Consider the following 18,562-nt stretch of genomic DNA (forward strand, 5'->3'; position numbering starts at 1 on the left):
ATCTATGGCCGAGCGATCTTTTGCGCGCGAGGTCGAGGATCTGAAGCTCGGGGAAGGCGATGTCTTCCGCGGTGAGGGTATTCTCGCAATCACCAAGGCACTTCTGCAGTCCGGCGTATCCTATGTCGGCGGCTATCAGGGATCGCCGATTTCCCATCTCATGGACGTGCTGGCCGATGCCAAGGACGTGATGGAGGATCTCGGCGTCCACTTCGAGACCTCGGCATCTGAAGCGGCGGCTGCCGCCATGCTTTCGGCCTCCGTCATGTATCCGGTGCGCGGCGCCGTCACCTGGAAATCGACGGCAGGCACGAACGTTGCCTCCGATGCGCTTTCCAACCTGTCTTCGGGCGGTGTCACAGGCGGCGCGCTCATCATCATCGGCGAGGATTATGGCGAAGGCTCCTCGATCATGCAGGAGCGCAGCCACGCCTATGCGATGAAATCGCAGATGTGGCTGCTCAATCCGCGCCCGAACCTGCCGTCGATCGTGCAGGCGGTCGAGGAGGGTTTCGAGCTTTCCGAGGCCTCCAACACGCCAGTCATGCTGCAGGTCGGCATCCGCAGCTGTCATGTGCACGGCCAGTTCGTCGCCAAGGACAACAAGCGCCCGGCCTATACGCTGAAGCAGGCGCTGGAGACGCCGATCCGTGACGTCAACCGCATCGTGCTGCCGCCCGCTTCCTTCCTGCACGAGAAGGAGAAGCTGGAGAAACGCTGGCCGGCGGCGGTCGATTTCATCAAGAAACGCCAGCTCAACGAGTATTTCGGTCCCTCCGAGGGCGAGGTCGGCATCATCCTGCTCGGTGGCGCCTATAATGGCGTCATGCGCGCGCTGCAGCAGCTCGGCCTTGCCGATGTCTACGGTAATTCCGCCGTGCCGCTTTACGTTCTCAACGTCGCCTATCCGCTGATCGACGATCAGATGGCCGAATTCTGCGCCAATAAGAAAGCGGTGTTGATGGTCGAGGAGGGGGCGCCCGAATATATCGAGCAGTCGCTCAACACCATCCTGCGGCGCCGGGATATCCAGACCAAGGTCGCGGGCAAAGATGTCCTGCCGATGGGCGGCGAATATACCGCGCCTGTCCTGATGAAGGGCATCAAGAATTTCCTGGAAACCCATCAGCGCGTGCTGCTTGGCAACCAGGCGCCGCTGCCGGATCCGACGCCGATCCTCAACGACCCGAAGATCAAGGCATTGGCGGAAGTCGTGCCGCCGCGCCCGCCTGGCTTCTGCATCGGCTGTCCCGAGCGGCCGATCTTTGCGGCGATGAAGCTGGTCGAAGGCGAGCTTGGCCAGCACCACATTTCCGGCGACATCGGCTGTCACCTGTTCTCGATCCTGCCGCCCTTCAATCTGGGCAGCACGACCATGGGCTATGGGCTTGGGCCGGCTGCCGCCTCGGCTTTCAATGTCGCGGCCGACAAGCGCGCGATCTCGGTCATGGGTGATGGCGGCTTCTGGCACAACGGTCTGGCGACCTCCGTCGGCAATGCCGTCTTCAACAAGCAGGACGGCGTCATCCTCATCGTCGACAACTATTACTCGGCGGCGACCGGCGGGCAGGACATACCGTCCTCGCGCGCGCTCAATCCGCGTCGCAAGACCAACAATTCAATCGTCAATGCGGTCAAGGGCATCGGCGCGACCTGGGTGCGCCAGATCGACCGGACCTATGATGTCGGCAAGATGCGCGACACGCTGCGTGAGGCGCTGACCTCGAAGGAGCCGGGACCGAAGATCATCGTCGCCTCATCGGAATGCATGCTCAACAAGCAGCGCCGCGTGAAGCCGCAATTCGCCAAGGCGGTCAAGGACGGCAAGCGCATGGTCAAGGAGCGCTTCGGCGTGGATGAAGACGTCTGCACCGGCGATCACGCCTGCATCCGTCTTTCCGGCTGTCCTTCGCTGTCGGTCAAGCATACCGACGATCCGCTGAAGGACGATCCGGTGGCGGCGATCGACAATAATTGCGTCGGCTGCGGGAATTGCGGCGAGGTTTCGGAGGCGGCGGCGCTCTGTCCCTCCTTCTACCGTGCCGATATCATCCACAATCCAACGGGTTGGGATCGCTTCGTTGCCCGCCTGCGTTCCCGCGTTATCGGTTGGTTGCAGGCGCGTCGCCGCGCCGGCCGCATCGTCTTCGCAGATTGAGAGGGCGATATGAACGAGCATGTAAGTATGAGTGATCTCGGCGCTAACAGACTTTCGACGGACAAGCCGTTGTCACTTGCCATTCTCGCCATGGGCGGGCAGGGCGGCGGCGTGCTGGCCGACTGGATCGTCGGCCTTGCCGAAGCCGAAGGATGGATGGCGCAGACGACATCCGTGCCCGGCGTGGCGCAGCGAACGGGCGCGACGATCTACTATATCGAGATGCTGCCGGCCCGCGACGGCCACGCGCCGATCTTTTCGCTGATGCCGACGCCGGGCGATGTCGATGTCGTCATGGCGGCCGAGTTGATGGAGGCCGGCCGTTCCGTGCTGCGCGGCCTCGTCACGCCGGACAAAACCGTGCTGATCGCCTCGACGCATCGCTCTTTCGCGGTGGGCGAGAAAGAGAAGCCAGGCGATGGCATCGGCAACCCGGAAGTCGTGGTCGACGCCACGGATTTCGCCGCCAAACGCACCATCGCCTTCGATATGGAGACGCTGGCCGTCAGGAACGGCAGCGTGATTTCTGCGTCCATGTTCGGGGCGCTGGCTGGCTCCGGTGCGCTTCCTTTCGCAAAGCAGGCCTTCGAAGCGATGATCCGCGCTGGCGGCAAGGGCATCGAGCCGAGCCTTAAAGCGTTCAATGCCGCTTTCGACAGGGTTAAGGAAAAGCCGCGCGATGCGGTTTCCGCGACGCCGACGAAGCATTTCGATGCTCTGCCTGACACGGCCGGCCACCCGGCACTCGACCGGCTGGTCAATCGCATCCGTGCGGAATTTCCGGAAGTGGCTCATCCGCTTCTGTTTGCCGGCGCCAGGAGGCTCACGGACTATCAGGATCCGGCCTATGCCGATGAGTATCTGACCCGTGTCGCTGCACTTCATGCGCTTGACCGTAAAGCCGGGGGCGCGGACAAAACCTTCGCTTTCACCGTCCAGGCGGCGAAATATGTTGCCGTTGCCATGGCTTACGACGATGTCATTCGCGTCGCCGATCTGAAGGTGCGCGGCTCGCGCTTCGAGCGGGTGCGCAAGGAGGTCGGCGCCAAGGACGACCAGATCGTCTACATGACGGAATACATGCATCCGCGCATGGATGAAGTCTGCGGCACGATGCCGAAGGGCATGGGCCTGTGGATCGAGAGCCGGCCGCTCCTGTTCGCGCGGCTCGACCGCTTCGTCAATAAGGGCCGGCGCGTCAAGACAGGCACGCTGTTCTGGTTCTTCGGCCTCTATACGGTCTCTGCGCTGCGCCGTATCCGTCGCGGCACTTTGCGTCATTCGCGCGAGGTCGAGCATCGCGAAGCCTGGCTCACGGCCGCGACCAACCTGCTGGCGGCGAACTACGATCTCGCCGTCGAGGTGCTCGGCAACCGCCGCCTTGTCAAAGGCTATTCCGATACGCATGCGCGCGGTCTGTCGAAGTTCGATCGCGTCATGTCGGCCCTGCCGATGCTGCGCGATCGTGAGGACGGAGCCGCTTGGATGAAGCGACTGCGGCAGGCGGCGCTGCTGGACGAGAAGGGTACGGCTCTCGATGGCGCGTTGAAGACTGTGGAGACGCTCTGAGGTTGCGGCGAGTGCGGAGCCTTATCTCGCCCGCCAGGGGCGGATAAGCAGCCCTCCTCAGATCTCGTGCTTGCGGATGTTGTGCAGCACTTTGTGCAGTGTCGAGATGAAAGTGCGATATTCGGCCTCGTCGACGCCGTCGAACATCTGCAGGAAGAGGTCGTACATGGTCGGCCACACCTTTTCGAAGGCGGCGCGGCCTTCCTCGGTGATGGAGACGTCGCGGATGCGCATGTCTTCGACACGCGGCTGGCGGCGGATGTAGCCCTGCTGTTCGAGAGAATCCAAGGTGCGGCTCATCGTCGACTGCTCGGTTACGGCAAAGACGGAGAGCTCGTTGATGGTAACGCTGGAGGAAACGCAAAGGACGGCGAGCGCGCGCATCTTGGCGGTCGTCATGTCGTATTCGCGCAGCTCTTCCGAAAGATTGGCGTTCCAGCGCGCCATCAGCCGGTTCATCAGATAGGGCGCGAAATGATTGAGGCCGATTTCGCCCATGGTCGGGCGCTTAGCGTTCTCATCCCGCTTGCGCCTCAAAACGGTGCCTGAAAACCGTTCTTCCATCGACGATGCTCCCTAGGAAACTTGTTACTTCAGCGATGATGCGAGCAGGAAGCCGGAGCCTCCTCCAAGGCCTGGACCGGGATGCGCGGAAGCGCCGATGTGGTACAGGCCCGATATGTGGGTGCGGTGGTTAACAGATGACTTGAAGGGACGCCAGATGAAAAACTGGTCGAGGCCGCAATAGCCGCCATAGGGGTCGCCACCGACGAGGTTCATGTTCATCGCTTCCAGATCACCCGGAGAATAGGATCGCCGTGCGAGCTTTATGTTGGAGAAATTCTCGATATGGCTTGCTAGCATCGCTTCGATGCGGTCGGCGTAGCGTTCCCGCACCTCTACCGTCCAGCGGCCGTCCTCCGGTGTTGCGATCTCGCCCGCGGCGTCGCCCTTGATATGGCGGGGTGCTTCTGGAAGCTGCAGCCAGAGGATCGATTTGCCTTCCGGTGCGCGGCTCGGATCGAGCGCGACGGGCTGCCCGACGCAGACGGTGGGTTCGGCAGGCAATAGTCCGCGCTCGCATTCGTTGGCGGCGCGCGAGACGCCGTCGAGGCCAGGGGTCAGATGCAGCAGCGCAACCTTGCCGAGTTCGGCATCGGCCTTCCAGCGCGGCGGCTCCGAGAGCGCATAGTGGATCTGCATGTCGCCCTTGCCGTAACGGTAGTTGGCGACGCCGGATTTGACCTCGACCGGCATCGGATCCGGCCAATCCCCCATCAGACGGTCATAGAGTTGGTTGGGTGTCATCGAGCAGATGACGCCGGATTTGGCCCTCAAGATTTCGCCGCTTGCAAGGCGCACGCCGTCAGCACGGCGATTAGGGCCTGGAATGATGGCTGCGACATCGGCGCCAACACGGATTTCGCCGCCGTGATCGGTAATCAGTTGTTCGAAGGCCGTGAGCAGTTTCGCGGCGCCACCTTTGACGATTGGCGCACCGCCGAGTTCCAGTGCAAAGCCGATCACCTTCAGCATTTCGGCGGAGTAGGCGCTTTCGGGTCCGAGGCCGCAATGGAGTACCCAGGGCGCCCAAAGTGCGCGGATATCCTCGGACCTGTAACTGGTTTCGAGATAGCCGCGTGCCGGCGTCAAGGCGTCGCCAAACCAGGCAGCCAGCTTGCGCAGGCCGCGGTTCCAGCCTTGCTTGGCAACAGTCTTAAGGGTCGATCCCGACCACAGTGCGCCGCCGAGCAGGGAAAACAGGAATGGCGCGTCGGCGGCAAGTGCTTCCATCTCACGAGAGAAGGTTTGCCCGTCGCCGAGCGACAATTCGTCGAAGGTGGCGATATTGCGCCGCCTGTCCTTGGAGAAGATGACATGCGAACCGTCGGGCCGCAGCACGCCTGTGGGAAGGTCGGCATGGGCGAATTCCAGGCCGCGCGCCTCGAGATCCTTGCCGATGGCGCCATAGGCGGGCGAGGTGAGGAACAGCACCATGGTCGTTGCCATGACGTCGTGGATGAAGCCGGGCTCGGTGATCTCTTCGGTGCGCAGGCAACCGCCTATGCGGTCGTTGCGCTCGAGGACGAGCACCTTGTGGCCCTTTTTGCCGAGCATTGCGGCCGCGACAAGCGCATTGATGCCGCTGCCGACGATGATGTAATCATGATCGCCCATTGCCGCTGCCCCTCATAGGCAAGATAAAGTGGAAAGGAGGGGCCTAATTTACCCCAGGCCCCAGCCTTCCCAGACTATCATGCAATCAACGCCAAAGCACGAACCGGCGAGCCGGTTCCCTTGACGAACTTCAGCGGAGCGGCGATCAGCACGGCGCCCTTGGCCGGAAGCTGATCGAGATTGGAGAGGCTGGCGAGGCCATAGCGGTTGGCCTTGTGCATGAGGTTGTGCGCCGGGAAGGGCGGGTTCATGCCGCCGGCGGATCCGGCATCGGTGCCAATCGTTTCCGAACCCCAGCCGACAATGCCCTTGCTCAGCAGATATTCGATCGCCTCGGCCGTCGGGCCGGGAGAATGGGGGCCATTTTCATCGGCGTTCAGGAAGGCCTCGGTCGAGCCGTTGCGCTTGTACCAGTCGGTGCGCAGCAGCACCCAGGTGCCGGCATCGATCGCGCCATGCTGGGCTTCCCATTCCTTGATGCTGTCGACCGTCAGCAGATAGTCGGGATTGGCGGCGGCTTCCTTGGAGCGGTCGATGACGTTGACCGGAGCGACGAAATTCTGCGGCGGGATGGTATCCGTCGTGTTGTTCGGATTGTCCTTGCCGGTGATCCAGTGGCAGGGTGCATCGAAGTGAGTGCCGGTATGCTCGCCGAGTTCCAGCCAGTTCCAGGCCCAGAACGGGCCGTCCTGGTTGTATTCGGAGATTGTGTGGACCTTGACCTTGGGCGTGTTCTTGCCGAACTGTGGCGGCAGGTAGAGCACCGGAGTGTCCGGGCCGAGCGGCGCGGTGAGATCGACGACCTTGACGGAGCCTGAAAGCAGGGCCGAGGCGAGGCTGGCGAGTGTGGTAGCGGTCATATGTTGGGTTCCCCTTGTTGTCGCATGACCCCATGCAAGAAGCCGCCTGGCGAGTTCTTTTTCGAGGTCGAGCTTGAAGTCGTTTTCGCCAGGTGCGGGGTGCCTTTCCTCCCGGCACCGGGTCCGCGCGGCGGCAGAATGAGGGAAGCCTATGTCACAATATATGATATTGCAAGCATCGCGCGATGGGTCCAGCGTCCAAAATTGACACCTTTTAAGTTGCTTTCCCGGATCAGGCAAAGCGCTGAAAATGAAGGTAAATTTCGAGAGTGACTTGATTCAATTCTATCCAGGATTGTCTTTGTAGATAAAATTCGCGCTAATAAATACTTGAAGCTTAAAGCTCAAGATGTATGCATGTGACAATAATAATCACCGACGAGTGAGGGGCGAACGATGAGCTATGACGCGATCATAGTGGGAGCGGGGCACAATGGCCTGGCGGCGGCGGTGCATCTGGCGGCGAAAGGCTGGAAGGTTGCCGTCATCGAGGGCAATGCCGAGCCGGGCGGCGCGGTCAAAACCCGCGAGGTGACGCTGCCCGGCTTTAGGCACGATCTTTGCGCAATGAACCTTTCCATGTTCGCCGGCTCCGCCTTCTTTGCGCAGTACAAGAATGAGTTGTTGGCCGAAGGCCTCGGCTTCGTGCCCGCTGCGGATTGCTTCGCCAGCGTCTTCCGCGACAATAGCTACCTCGGCGTCAGTACCGATCTGGAGAAGACTGCGGGTGCCATCGCCGATATATCGCCGCAGGATGCTGCCGCCTGGCGCAATATGCTCTCGCAGTTCGGTGCGGATGCTCCGCATATCTTCGGTCTGCTCGGCTCGCCCATGCCCTCCATGGCCGCCGCCAAGGTCGTCTGGAAGGCGTGGCGCGAAAAGGGGACTGGCTGGGTCTACGACACGGCGCGCACGCTGTTTGCCTCGCCGCGCGATTTTCTCGACGCCCGCTTCCGGAATACCAAGCTCAAGACGATGATGGCTGCCTGGGGGCTGCATCTCGATTTTGCGCCCGATGTCGCCGGCGGTGCGCTGTTTCCTTATCTCGAATCCATGGCCAATCAGGCCTTCGGCATGGTGATCGGCAAGGGGGGAGCCGATACGATCATCAAGGCGATGGCGGCCGTGCTGAAGAGCAAGGGCGGCGAATTGATGCTGGGCACGCGCGTCGACAAGATCGTCACGGCAGGCGGGAAGGCGACGGGCGTCGTTCTTGCCGATGGACGCCGCTATGAAGCGAAGCGCGCCGTTATCGCCAACATCCATCCGCAGATCCTCTTCGGCAAGCTTCTCGATCAGGATCCGTCGCGGCAGGAATTCGACGGCAAGGTTTCCCGCTTCCGTGCCGGCCCCGGCACGATGATGATCCATCTGGCGCTATCGGGTCTTCCGGACTGGACGGCGGGCAAGGCGCTGCAGAATTTCGCCTATGTGCATATCGCGCCGGATCTCGAAATGATGTCCCGCGTCTATGCTGAGGCGATGGGCGGCCTGCTGCCTGTCGAGCCTGCCCTGGTGGTCGGCCAGCCTACAGCCATCGATCCCTCGCGCGCGCCTCCCGGGCAGCATGTGCTCTGGATACAGGTGCGCGTCCTGCCGGCGCAATTCCGTGGCGACGCCGCAGGCGAAATCACCGGCGCTAACTGGGACGCGATCAAGGATGCCTATGCGGAGCGGGTCCTCGACATCATCGAGCGCTACGCCCCAGGCTTGCGTGGCAAGATATTGGGCCGTTCGGTCTTTTCTCCCGTCGATCTCGAACGCGAGAATCCAAATCTCGTCGGCGGCGACAATCTCTCGGGTAGTCATCACCTCGACCAGAACTTCCTGTTCCGCCCCGTTGCCGGCTATTCGCGTTACAAGACGCCGGTCGCTTCGCTCTTCATGTGCGGGGCCTCGACATGGCCGGGTGCGGGAACGGGTGCCGGTTCCGGTTTCATGCTGGGGAAAATGCTGGCCAAGTGACTGCCAAGCGACTTGACGCCCAAACCTTTGACGTTTCAAATATTGCTCCCTAGATCGCTTAGATCAGCGATGCGGAACGATAGACCGAGGCGACGTCATGACAGAGTCCGAGAGTGTAAACGTTGATCTGGAGATCATCGTTCAAGGAGCGCAGGAAGGCAAAAAGCTGGAGCTACGGCTCTGGCTGCGCATGCTGTCGACCACGAAGCTGATTTCGCAGGAAATCCGTCGCCGGCTGCGCAACGAGTTCGGCGCGACCCTGCCGCAATTCGATCTGATGGCGCAGCTTTATCGCGAACGCGATGGCCTACGCCTCGGCGAGCTTTCCAAGCGTACCATGGTTACCAACGGCAATGTCACGGGGCTGGTGGAACGGTTGGAGACGGATGGGCTGGTGCTGCGCGCGACGCCTGACGGTGACCGGCGCGTGACGGTCGCGAAGTTGACCGAAAGGGGGGTGGAGCTGTTCGGCGCCATGGCCGCTGCCCATGAGGGCTGGTTGCGAGATATGATGGCCGATGTAGACCCCGCCATCATCACCGAGCTTTGGCAGGATATCGGTGAGGTGAAGACCTCCGTCAGCAACCATCTTTCCGGCAACGACTTCGATTGACGCCCCTCCGGAGCGGTTCCGCGTTTCATGAAACCCCCAACCGCTCTGCACTCCTCGGAGTTGTTTTAGTGGGCGCGTTCGCTTTTGAATTTCTTCTCCAGTACGCTCACCAGACGCACCATCGGCCAAAGCAGGATGACGTAGATCACCGCGGCCATGATCAGCGGCGAGGGATTGGCGTAAAAGCCTTGGGCATTCTGGCCCTCTTTCAGCAGTTCCGGCAGCGCCACCGTCGAAGCGAGCGACGTATCCTTGAACATCGACACGCAGTTGCTGGTGGTGGGCGGGATGACGATGCGGACCGCCTGTGGCAGCACGACCTTGTAGAGCGTGATCAGGAAGGGAATGCCGAGAGCGGCAGCGGCTTCGAACTGGCCGCGCGGCACGCTTTCGATGCCCGAGCGGAAGACTTCGGCCGAGTAGGCTGCAAGCACGATGGAAAAGCCGATGATCGCCGACCACCAGGCCGAAAAGCTGATGCCGACGAAAGGCAGCGCGTAGTAGATCAGGATCAGCACGACCAGCATCGGCATAGCGCGCATGATGTCGATATAGGCGATCGTCAGCAGCTGCAGCGGCTTGGGGGCATAGAGGCGGACCAGGCTGACGAAGAGGCCGCCGGTCACGCCGATCAGGATGCTGACCACGCCGAGCGCGATGGTCATCCAAAGCCCGCGCAGCAGCTGCGGGAAAGCCGAGATCATGACGTCGGAATTGAAGAAGGTATCGACGAAAGACATTGGCACTCCCGTGTGCAAGACGAAGACAAGATTTCTTAGAGCATTTCCGCATTAAACGGAGTCGCAGAAATGCTCTATCTCTTTGTTTTTACGCAATTCCGGACGCAAAACCGCTTCGCACTTTTGCTGGAATTGCTCTTGTATCTACGCCGGCCGTTACGACCGGCGTAGTTTCATTTCAACGATGATCTTTTGATCACGCCTTGGGGATAGGCAATTCGGTGACGGTGGAGGAGCCTGCCGGCGCCTTGCTGCCGAACCACTTCTCGTGGATCTTTTCCAGCGTGCCGTCCTTCTTCATCGCGGTGATGGCGTCGTTGATCTTGCCGAGCAGTGGCGAATCCTTGGTCATCATCAGGCCGTATTGTTCGCCGGTCTTGATGCGATCCTTGATGGCAAAGCCCTTGGTCTTGACGAAGAGATACTGCATGCCCGGAATGTCGCTGACGACGGCGTCGATGCGGCCGGCGCCGAGATCAAGGAACATGTCCTGCTGTGAATTGTAGCCCTTGACGTCGGCAAAACCCTTAGCGGCCTTGTTGTCATTGACCCATTTTTCGCCGGTCGAGCCGGAGAGTACGCCGACGACCGCGCCCTTGAGATCGGCGAGCGCCTTGATCGAGCTGCCTTCCTTGGCGGCGACGCCCATGTCGGAGTCGTAGTAAGGCTGCGTGAAGGACTGCGACTTCAGGCGCTCCGGCGTGATGGTGATGGACGAGATCGCCACGTCGATGCGCTTGGAGCTCGTTGCGGCAAACAGGGCCTGGAAGCCATAGTCGGCGATGTTGGTGGTCATGCCGGCGCGCTTGGCCGCTTCGTTGACCACATCGACCTCGAAGCCTTCGAAACCGCCATTGGCAGTTTTGTATTCGAAGGGCGGGTTGTTGGGATAGGAACCGACATTCAGCGCATCGGCGGCATAGGTAAAGTGGCTTCCGCCGGCAAGGCCGACGGCGGTCGCTAGGACCAGCAGACTGCGACGAGTTATATGCATTTTTTAGTCTCCCTCTGGTTATGGCTGCGGGTTTTCCTCTTACCCGCGGTATTCCCCGTCCGCCCGTCCGGGCGGCCGTCTCATGTCATCGCATCGACCATGCGGTCGAGGGCGAGACGCATCTGTTCCGTTTCGCGGAAGGTGCACATGCGCAGGAATGCGCGCGACGATTCTCCAAAGTGATAGCCGGGCGCCAGACCGACGCGGGCCGTCTCCAGAATGCGCTCGCAAAGCGCTGTCGCGTCGGCCTCTCCCTGCAGCGCGAAGAAGGCGTACATGCCGCCGCGCGGCTTTTCCGGCAGGATCATGCCCGGTATTTTTGGCAGCTTCTCATAGGCAAGGTCGAGGCCGGCCTTGATCCGGCCGCGGATCTCGGCAATCAGCGGCTCGCCTTGGCGCAATGCCGCGGCAGCTCCCGCCTGTACCATCGCCGATGTACCGCTGTTGACATATTGCGTCATCGCGCCGAGTTGGTCGGCGACGGCGGAAGGATGCGTCAGCCAGCCGACGCGCCAGCCGGTCATGGCCCATGCTTTCGAGAAGCTGTTGATCGCAATCACGCGATCGCCGTCTTCCGCCACCTGCAGGATCGACGGTGCAATCTCGCCGTCGAAATAGAGGCGGGCATAGACTTCGTCAGAAATGATCCAGATGCCGGTGCGGCGGCTGAAATCGAGCAGCGCCAGCATCTCTTCGCGCGAAGCCGTCCAGCCCGTCGGGTTGGAGGGCGTCGACAGGAAGATTGCACGGGTGCGGGCATCGCAGCGGGCAAAGAGCTTGTCGAGATCGAGGCGCCAGTCGGTATCGAAATCGAGCGATACGGCGCGCGGTTCGCCGCCGATCAGATGAATGGCATTGTGGATGTTCGGCCATTGCGGCGCGACGTAGACGACATTGGTGCCGACGTCGACGAGTAATTCAAGCGCCATGTAGAGCGCCTGCATGCCGCCGGGGGCAACCGTGGTGCGCTCGATGGGGATGGGGCGCTCGTGCCAGCGGGTCTGATATTCCGAGAGCGCCTCGTTCAGTGTCGGGAGACCGCGCATGTTCGGGACATAGAAGGTCGCGCCATCGTCCAGTGCTTTCTTTGCGGCGTCGCGGATGAAGGCCGGCGTCACGATGTCGCCTTCGCCGAACCAGAGCGGTATGACGCCGCCGAGTTCCCGCGCGCGCTTGGCGAGGACGGCTATGTTGTCGGTGCGCATGTCGCGGATCTGTGCGCGGATGCCTTCAAGGGCGTCGCGACCGGCGATTGCGTTCGGCAAATTGTGCTGCGGCAGAAGAGACAAGGAATTCCCCTGGGAAATCGGTGTTGAAGGAACGAAACGACGGCCCAAACCTGCGCCTGGATTGCTCTTCATTTTCGAATGCTTATCCAAAAACGAATGCATTTCAAGGACAAATTTTAAGCTTAAAAGTCCATGCTTTTATCCGCTTCGGTTGCTGTCGTTGTGTGCTTTAAAGGCCTGGAATCGTTCATTTTTCCTCGGCCTCCGAAGCGCTCTGATGCTTCTTTGCCTCAGCGATGCCCGCTGCCATGCCGGCGCCGAGAAACATCGTGTCGCTGGCCAGCACGAAGAAGCTTATTCCGCCTTCCGACCAGGCGCGGACATCGTCTGGCGACGGGCGGAAAATACCGACCGCACGGCCGGCCGAAAGAGCCGCTTTGGCGATGGCGCGGATGGCGCCGTCGAGCTTGTCCTTGCCCGCCGGTCCCATCGCATTGATCGAGACCGAGAGATCGCCGGGGCCGATGAAAATGAGGTCGATGCCGTCAACGGCGGCGATATCGGCAACGTTGGCCAGCCCTTCGGCCGTCTCGACCTGGATGGCAAGCACCAGTTCGGCATTGGCCTTGGCGAGATAATCGGGGATGCGGTAGCCATAGGCCGCCGCGCGGCCAGGACCGACGCCACGCGCACCAAGCGGCGGATAGCGCGTGGCCCGTACGGCAGCCCGAGCCTGCTCAGCGGTTGAAATCCTTGGTATCAAAACGCCGGCCGCGCCGGCATCCAAAACAGCTGCAATGTCTTCGGCAGCGTGTCCAGGTACACGAACCATGGCCGGGACTTGGTGGACATTTGCAGCGCGGATCAGGTCCTCGATGCGCTCGCGGCTGATCTGCGCGTGCTCCCAGTCGATGCAGAGGAAATCCACGCCGGAGGCCGCCGCAACTTCGATGGCGACCGGATGCGGGATGGCCGCAAAGGTGCCGACGATCAGCCTGCGCTCGATACAATTCCGGCGAAAATCGCTCATCCTCTTCCTCACACTACAGCGGTCCTCTCAACGAGGGATAGACCGAAAAGCCCTAGCTGCGAAGCGGTATTCCACTCTGAACTCAAGGCCGCTTTCCGTGTCATTGCCGATTGCAGCTGACGACACGGAGGCATTGCGGTGGCGGAGTTGTTCGGGCGCCGCCACCGCTCATGGGCGCAGCTTACTTGCGCCGCGCCATGACCTTGGTCAGCACCGCCTCAAACCGAGCGATCTCCTCGATCTTGTTATAATGCACCAGCGATACACGGATGGCGCCCGTTTCCATCGAAAGGCCAAGGCGCCTCATCAGGCGCGGTGCGAACATGTGACCGTCGCGCAAGCCGATGCGTTCCTTGCCCATCTCATCGGCGAATTCCTGCGGGGTGATGCCTGGCATGTTGAAGCAGATTGTGGGAACGCGCTGTTCGAGACGGTTTTCGTCGGAGATGCCGTAGATGGTGGCGCCATGGCGCTTGAGTACGGCGATCATCTCGCGGGACAGCATCAGCTCATACTGACGGATCGCGCCCATGGCGGCAGCCAAGGCTTCACGGCGGCTATGGTTGCCGGTCGGCAGGAAGCGCCGGCCGAGGCCTTCGAGATATTTGACTGCGGCGTTCATGCCGGCGACGTTCTCATAGGTGAAGGTGCCGACTTCGATCTTGTAGGGCGGCACGTCCGGAATGAAGTCTTCCTTGAATGTGGGAAGCTTGACCAACGCGTCGTAGCGGCCCCAGAGGAAGCCCATGTGCGGCGAGAAATTCTTGTAGCCGGAGCAGACGAGATAATCGCAGCCCCAGGCCTGAACGTCGATCAGGCCATGCGGGCCGTAATGGACGCAATCGAGGAAGGTCTCGGCGCCGGCCGCCTGCGCCAGTTTGCAGACGGCTGCGACATCGACGATCGTGCCGATGGAATGCGCCGTGACGGTGCAGGCGACGAGGCGGGTCTTGTCGTTCAGGAGCGGCTTCAGATCTTCGGGATGCAGCGTGCCGTCCTCGCGCATGCGCCACCAGACGATCTTGGCGCCGTCTGCTTCCAGGGCGAGCCAGGTGGCGATGTTGGCATCGTGATCCATGTCGGTGATGACGATCTCATTGCGCTCGCCGAGCAGCTTGGCAATGCCGAGGCTCACCAGGCGAATGAAGGAGGTAGCATTCTGGCCGAAGGAGATTTCTTCCGGGCGATAGGCGTTGACCAGCATGGCGACGCTTTCGCGCGCTTCGTCGAGATTGCGGTCCACGCCCTGGCTGTACTGGTATTTCGCCATGCGCTGGACGTTGAAATCGATCAGATGGTTGGCGACGGCGTCCACCACCGTCTGCGGCACCTGCGACCCGCCTGCATTGTCGAGAAAGACGAAGTCGCCCGCCTTCTGGATGGCCGGGAACAAAGCACGGACCTCGTCGACCGGAAAACTGTTATGGCCGGCGAATTGCGATGCGGAAGCGGCGGAGCTCATGGGGATCTCGCTCTGGATATCGGGTTGAAATCTCTAGTTTGATCATTTGATCACAAAATACTTTAAGGTTCAACCAAATTTCTTAGCCCCATGTCGGAAGCTTAGCGGCGGGAGGAGCTGGAGCCCTTGCGCGGCTCATCCTGCGTTGCCGGGCAGTAATCCTGCAGGATTTCATGGGTACGTCTGATATCGGCGACGACCCCATCCCGAGCAGCGGCAAAATCGCCGGCCTTCAGCGCCTTGACGATCGCAACATGCTCGCCGGCAGGATCGAGCTGGCCGCTGCGCATCAAAGGCTCGACGGAGGCGGAGAGCATGCGCATGTAGGGACCGAAGCGCAGCCACAAAGTCTCGATGAGCTGCAGCAGCACCTCGGAACCGGAGGCGCTGTAGATGGTGAAGTGGAACTGCTGGTTCTTGGCCATCAGGTCGTAGACGTTGGCGCCGAGGCCGATAACATGCTGTTCGCCGGCGATGCGCTCGAGCGTTTCAATGTCGGTGGGGGTGAGGTTCGGCAAGCCGAGCTCGGCGGCCAGGCCCTCCACAGCGATGCGGGCGCGGCAAAGGTCATCCAAACGGGCGAGTGTCACGATCGGAATGCGGGCCGAGCCGTTGGCGGCGACTTCCAGGGCATTTTCGGCGGCCAGCCGGCGCAGCGCCTCGCGGACCGGCATGTTGCTGGTTCCGAAAGTTTCGGCGAGCGAGGCGATCGTCAGGGTCTGGCCCGGATCGAAATTGCCGGCCATGAGCGCATTTCTCAGCTGCTGATAGACGCTCTCCTGGATCGTCGTTCTGGAGGACACCGGTTCCAGGGCTATGCGCACGCTTGCTTCCTTTTCACTGCTGGGACTCGTTCATCGTAGAACGAAGGACAGGCGAAAGGAAAGGGGCGTCTCCGTCCCCCCCTCAGGCTTCCTCAGCCTCCCAGCTTGCCTCATCGGCTTGACTGGTCCTCGCCGGGGCCTTTCGCAGGCCAAGGCCGACACCGATGAGGGCGAGGGCGCCGCCGATGGCATGGTAGGAATGCAGCTGCTCCCCAAGAAGTGCCGAGGCCAGTGCCGCGACGAGGATGGGTAGCAGATTGATCAGTAGCGACGTCCGGCTCGCTCCGAGCTTTTGAATGCCGATCATCCAGCAGAGAGGGGCGACGAGCGAGGTCGGGATAGCAGCATAGAGGATCAGCGGCAGGTTTGCGGCGGTGACCGGCGAGATATCGCCCATCAGGAAAATCGGGATCAGCAGCAGAGTCGAAAAACCGATCTGCCAGAAGAGCTGCTGCCACATGGGTATCGGCATTGCCCAGCGCTTCAGCATGACGCCATAGAGCGCATTCGAGAGGACGGCGATGATCATCAGGCCGTCGCCGACGTGAAAGCCGCCATTCACCAGTCGCATCGGGTCCCCCTGTGATGTCAGATAGACAAGCCCGATCAGCGAAATGGCGCTGCCTGCGAGGCTGGCGGTCGTCAGTCTTTCGCCTGCCAGCAGGCCGGCGAGCAAGGTCGACATCAGCGGCATCAGAGCAACCATCACGCCCATGTTGACGGCCGATGTGGTCTTGGCCGCCTCGTAGGCGAGACTCTGGTAGATCACCATGCCGAGCGCGCCGAGTGTGGCGAGCTTCAGCCAATGCTCGCGCAGCGCGGCACGGTTGCGCCATGCAGTCCGGCCGACGAAGGGCAGGAGCACGACGAAGGCGAGCAGCCAACGATAGAAGGAGATGGAGCCCGGAGAGATCACGCCGGCGGAGGCCTTGGTGACGACGGTGTTGCCGGACCAGATCAGCACAGTCAGCAGCGGCGCCAATCCGACGGCACTGACGATGGATACGGATGAGTTCGACTGGTTGCTCATGGAACAGTCTCCCGACGTCGTTCTGGCTTCGATGCGAAACGAGCAATGGCGAAGATGCTCCGCCACCGTGAGGCTCTTCTACCGCTTGTCCGAATTCTGGTATATAACGAGATTAGGACAATCAGTAATGAAATGACGACATGCCGGACAGGCTTCCACGCATTCAGGGCGATCCGCCCAATCCCGTTTCCTTTCGGACGGAGAATTACAAAGCGGGCACGGTCTTTCCCAGAAAGAGCCAGCCGTGGGGCGAACTCAACTATGCACTTATCGGTGTCTGTGAGTTCGACATTCAGGGCGTGCGCTATCTGTCGCCGCCGCATTATGCCATCTGGCTGCCGCCGGACACGATGCATGGCGCCCATAACCAGCATGATCTGCGCTATGTGACCGTCTATGTCGAGCGCGCGCTTTGCGCCGGTCTGCCCGACAAGCCCTCGATGCTGAGCATCAGCCCGCTGCTGAAGGCAATCCTTGCCGATTTTGCTGCCCGGGATATCACCATGCCGGAAACCGTCGAAGACCTGCGGCTCGCGCAGGTTCTGGTCGACCAAATTTGCCTGGCGCCCGGCTGCGAAAACTATCTTCCGTTCTCCGACGACCCATTGCTCGGCCCGGTGCTCAGCGCCCTGCAGGCCGATCCCGGCGATCGGCACTCCCTCAGCGAATGGGCGCGCAGGATGGGCACGACCGAGCGGACTCTGTCGCGCCGATGCCAGGACGATCTCGGCCTTTCCTTCAACGAATGGCGCCAGCGATCGAAGCTCGTTGCCGCATTGTCGTTGATCGAAGCCGGCGAGCCGGTGCAGCAGATCGCCTCGCGACTGGGCTATAGTAACGCTTCCGCTTTCATCGCTATGTTTCGCCGGCTGACGGGGACGAGCCCGACGCAGATGCGTTAGCGCGTTCATGGCTCGATCAATAGGATTTCGAGCTTGCGCAGCCGTTCCGGATCGGCCACCGCATCGACAGCCGTGACCATATTGCCATCATTGAGGGTGAAGCGAAGCGCTATGCGCAGCTGCCCGCCGATAACCACGACGGCGCCGACAGCGCCATCGATGACCGCCGGCCGGGCTGCCTGCGCGCGGCCGTTGAAGGTTGCCGCGACGGCGGTACGCCCCTGGATTTCTCCAACGGAGCCCATATGAGCCGCGACGGCATCCAGGCGGAAGATCGCTTCTGGATCGAGTACGGCCAATAGCGCCTGCATATCGCCAACGCGGGAGGCCGTCAGGAAAGCATCGACCACATGGCGCTGGCGGGTGAGATCGACCTCCGTCGTTGGTGGCGTGTCCTGCACGCGGCGGCGGGCGCGGCTCGCAAGTTGCCGTGTCGCGACCGTTGTGCGGCCGACGATCGGGGCGATGTCGTCGAAAGAGACGTCGAACATGTCGTGCAAAACAAAGGCGAGCCGTTCGGCCGGATTGAGCTTTTCCAGGACGACCAAGAGGGCGAGACCGACGGAATCGGCCAGCAACGCATCCTGTTCCGGGTCGGTGCCGTTTCCGGCCTCATGCACCACCATCGGCTCGGGAACGTGGATTGTCAGCGGCTCTTCGCGACGGGATTTGCGGGCTCGCAACAAGTCGAGGCAGATGCGTGCCGTCACCGTCGTCAGCCAGCCACTGAGATTTTCGATATCAGACGTGTCGCTTCTGACCAGGCGCAGCCACGTTTCCTGCACGGCATCCTCGGCCTCTGTGCGCGAGCCGAGCATGCGATAGGCCACGGCGCGCAGATGCGGCCGGTTCGCCTCGAATTTTTCCGCCCGCCACTTTTTTTCGTCCATCGGTCACATTCCCTCATCGTGTTCCGTCAGACCTATGACGAACGAAATCCGGCCGGTGTGACAGCGGATCGGCAGGAAAGTGCATCGTCTGAACGAGAGCCGCAACAGCGCTCTCAAA

The 18,562-nt window shown here is 61.4% G+C and carries 16 protein-coding genes; 5 read left to right on the forward strand and 11 right to left on the reverse strand.

What is annotated here, in order from left to right:
- Positions 1–4: 4 nt before the first annotated feature.
- Complete coding sequence (locus QD409_RS26255) at positions 5–2,158, forward strand: indolepyruvate ferredoxin oxidoreductase subunit alpha (protein ID WP_092848562.1); 2,154 nt, start codon at positions 5–7, stop codon at positions 2,156–2,158.
- 9 nt (positions 2,159–2,167) lie between these two features.
- Positions 2,168–3,727 carry an indolepyruvate oxidoreductase subunit beta family protein gene (locus tag QD409_RS26260; protein WP_092848560.1) on the forward strand — a complete coding sequence of 520 codons (1,560 nt, stop codon included), beginning with the start codon at positions 2,168–2,170 and terminating at the stop codon, positions 3,725–3,727.
- Between the two features lie 57 nt (positions 3,728–3,784).
- On the opposite strand, the gene QD409_RS26265 is transcribed toward QD409_RS26260, so the two are convergent.
- From QD409_RS26265 to QD409_RS26275, 3 genes are all read right to left on the reverse strand, one after another.
- Positions 3,785–4,291: a MarR family winged helix-turn-helix transcriptional regulator gene (locus QD409_RS26265; protein WP_092848557.1), complete on the reverse strand. Its 507-nt coding sequence runs from the start codon at positions 4,289–4,291 to the stop codon at positions 3,785–3,787.
- 24 nt (positions 4,292–4,315) lie between these two features.
- Positions 4,316–5,905, reverse strand: a complete 1,590-nt coding sequence (locus QD409_RS26270; RefSeq protein WP_430764049.1) for a phytoene desaturase family protein — start codon at positions 5,903–5,905, stop codon at positions 4,316–4,318.
- A 77-nt stretch (positions 5,906–5,982) separates the two neighbouring features.
- Positions 5,983–6,765, reverse strand: coding sequence for a cyclase family protein (locus tag QD409_RS26275; protein WP_092848551.1), 783 nt, complete (start codon positions 6,763–6,765; stop codon positions 5,983–5,985).
- 396 nt (positions 6,766–7,161) lie between these two features.
- Between QD409_RS26275 and QD409_RS26280 the strand changes: the two genes are divergently transcribed.
- Positions 7,162–8,730 carry a phytoene desaturase family protein gene (locus QD409_RS26280; protein ID WP_092848542.1) on the forward strand — a complete coding sequence of 523 codons (1,569 nt, stop codon included), beginning with the start codon at positions 7,162–7,164 and terminating at the stop codon, positions 8,728–8,730.
- Between the two features lie 97 nt (positions 8,731–8,827).
- Positions 8,828–9,343 carry a MarR family winged helix-turn-helix transcriptional regulator gene (locus QD409_RS26285; RefSeq protein WP_430764050.1) on the forward strand — a complete coding sequence of 172 codons (516 nt, stop codon included), beginning with the start codon at positions 8,828–8,830 and terminating at the stop codon, positions 9,341–9,343.
- 65 nt (positions 9,344–9,408) lie between these two features.
- Here the strand turns inward: QD409_RS26285 and QD409_RS26290 are convergent, their stop codons facing one another.
- From QD409_RS26290 to QD409_RS26320, 7 genes are all read right to left on the reverse strand, one after another.
- Positions 9,409–10,083: an amino acid ABC transporter permease gene (locus QD409_RS26290; protein ID WP_092848530.1), complete on the reverse strand. Its 675-nt coding sequence runs from the start codon at positions 10,081–10,083 to the stop codon at positions 9,409–9,411.
- A gap of 196 nt (positions 10,084–10,279) precedes the next feature.
- Positions 10,280–11,077, reverse strand: a complete 798-nt coding sequence (locus QD409_RS26295; protein ID WP_092848524.1) for an ABC transporter substrate-binding protein — start codon at positions 11,075–11,077, stop codon at positions 10,280–10,282.
- Between the two features lie 80 nt (positions 11,078–11,157).
- Complete coding sequence (locus tag QD409_RS26300; protein WP_092848885.1) at positions 11,158–12,366, reverse strand: pyridoxal phosphate-dependent aminotransferase; 1,209 nt, start codon at positions 12,364–12,366, stop codon at positions 11,158–11,160.
- A gap of 187 nt (positions 12,367–12,553) precedes the next feature.
- Entirely contained in the window at positions 12,554–13,336 is a 783-nt protein-coding gene (locus QD409_RS26305) for an HpcH/HpaI aldolase family protein (protein ID WP_092848517.1), read from the reverse strand.
- Between the two features lie 181 nt (positions 13,337–13,517).
- A complete protein-coding gene (locus QD409_RS26310; RefSeq protein ID WP_092848510.1) occupies positions 13,518–14,798 on the reverse strand; it encodes a cysteine desulfurase-like protein in 1,281 nt (426 codons plus the stop codon).
- Positions 14,799–14,899: 101 nt separating this feature from the next.
- On the reverse strand, positions 14,900–15,622 hold the full coding sequence (locus QD409_RS26315) for a GntR family transcriptional regulator (RefSeq protein WP_092848502.1): 723 nt from the start codon (positions 15,620–15,622) through the stop codon (positions 14,900–14,902).
- An 82-nt stretch (positions 15,623–15,704) separates the two neighbouring features.
- Positions 15,705–16,652, reverse strand: a complete 948-nt coding sequence (locus QD409_RS26320; protein ID WP_092848497.1) for a DMT family transporter — start codon at positions 16,650–16,652, stop codon at positions 15,705–15,707.
- 140 nt (positions 16,653–16,792) lie between these two features.
- Here QD409_RS26320 and QD409_RS26325 point away from each other — a divergent pair, with 140 nt between their 5' ends.
- Positions 16,793–17,554 (forward strand): AraC family transcriptional regulator, encoded by a 762-nt coding sequence (locus tag QD409_RS26325; protein WP_092848494.1) that lies wholly within the window; start codon positions 16,793–16,795, stop codon positions 17,552–17,554.
- A 5-nt stretch (positions 17,555–17,559) separates the two neighbouring features.
- Here the strand turns inward: QD409_RS26325 and QD409_RS26330 are convergent, their stop codons facing one another.
- Positions 17,560–18,444 carry a sigma-70 family RNA polymerase sigma factor gene (locus QD409_RS26330; protein ID WP_430764051.1) on the reverse strand — a complete coding sequence of 295 codons (885 nt, stop codon included), beginning with the start codon at positions 18,442–18,444 and terminating at the stop codon, positions 17,560–17,562.
- Positions 18,445–18,562: the final 118 nt, after the last annotated feature.

It is taken from the genome of Rhizobium sp. BR 315 (genome assembly GCF_050577975.1).
Taxonomy (GTDB): Bacteria; Pseudomonadota; Alphaproteobacteria; order Rhizobiales; family Rhizobiaceae; genus Rhizobium; species Rhizobium miluonense.